At 64.1% G+C, this 1,182-nt stretch carries 2 protein-coding genes; both read left to right on the forward strand.

Annotated features, from left to right (window positions below; translation table 11 throughout):
- Window positions 1-778, forward strand: a 778-nt coding sequence (locus EN749_RS36050; RefSeq protein ID WP_128364984.1) for a FliG C-terminal domain-containing protein, incomplete at its 5' end; no start/stop codon positions are given.
- Between the two features lie 9 nt (window positions 779-787).
- Window positions 788-1,182, forward strand: a 395-nt coding sequence (locus EN749_RS36055; protein WP_189367987.1) for an EscU/YscU/HrcU family type III secretion system export apparatus switch protein, incomplete at its 3' end; no start/stop codon positions are given.

A 1,182-nucleotide genomic window follows, 5' to 3' on the forward strand; every position in this document is an offset into this window, starting at 1 on the left:
GATGGACACCATCCTCAACGAATCGCTCTCGCCCGAAGAGATGAGCGCGATCATGGGCGACAAGAAATTCGAGGTCGCACCGGAAGGCCCGCCGCCGATCTGGCCCGAACTCGAAAAGCTCGAACCGGCGCGGCTTGGTGCCTTCCTGGCCGGTGAGCATCCGCAGACGGCGGCCATGGTGTTGTCGAAGCTGGCGCCGCAGGTGGCGGCCAACGTGCTGCTGACACTGACCAAGCCGATGCGTGGAGAAATCATCAAGCGCATGGTGACGATGGCCAATGTTCCCGACGCTGCCGCCAGGATCGTCGAAAACCGGCTGCGCACCAGCGTGCTGGCGGAAACCTCGACCAAGGACACCTCGGCCGGGCAGGCGCGTGTCGCCAGCGTTCTCAACGAACTCGACAAGCCGCTGCTCGAGGAGGTCATGCAGGATCTGGAAGCAGCCGGCACGCCTGATCTCGACGGTGTGAGGGCCCGCCTGTTTGCTTTCGACGACTTGCCGTTGCTCACCCAGAAAGCCCGGGTGCTGCTGTTCGACGGGCTGTCGACGGAGTTGGTCACGCTGGCCCTGCGCGGCACTTCGGCCGCACTCGCAGAATCGGTGCTGTCGGCCATCGGCGCCCGCTCGCGGCGCATGATCGAAGCCGAACTCGGACAGGGCTCGGACGGGGTCCCTCTCGCCGACATCACGGCGGCCCGCAAGACGATCGTTACGACGACGATCCGCCTGTCGCGCGAAGGCGCCTTCGAACTGCCCTCGACCCAAGACGCCGCCTAAGGCCGCGCCATGGCTGACGCGGTCGACAAGGATTCGAAAACCGAAGAGGCGACGGAAAAGAAGATCCGCGACACCATCGAACAGGGCAAACTGCCCCATTCGCGGGAGACAGCGCTCCTTGCCTCGTTCGTTGCCATCCTGGTGTTCACCGTCTTCTACGCCAAGGATGCGATCATCGATCTCGGCATGTTCCTGTCGATGTTCCTGGAGAAGCCGGAAGCCTGGCCGATGGACACCGAGACCGACGTCATCGCGCTCTACAAGATCGTCCTCCTCGAGGTTGGCCGCGCCGTCCTGAGCCTGATGGTGCTGCTGACCGTCGCCGGCGTCGGCGCCTCGGTGTTCCAGAACATGCCGCAATTCGTAGGCGAGCGGATCCGGCCGCAACTCTCGCGCATTTCGAT

Source organism: Mesorhizobium sp. M7A.F.Ca.ET.027.02.1.1, from assembly GCF_004022985.1.
In the GTDB taxonomy this organism is placed as follows: domain Bacteria; phylum Pseudomonadota; class Alphaproteobacteria; order Rhizobiales; family Rhizobiaceae; genus Mesorhizobium.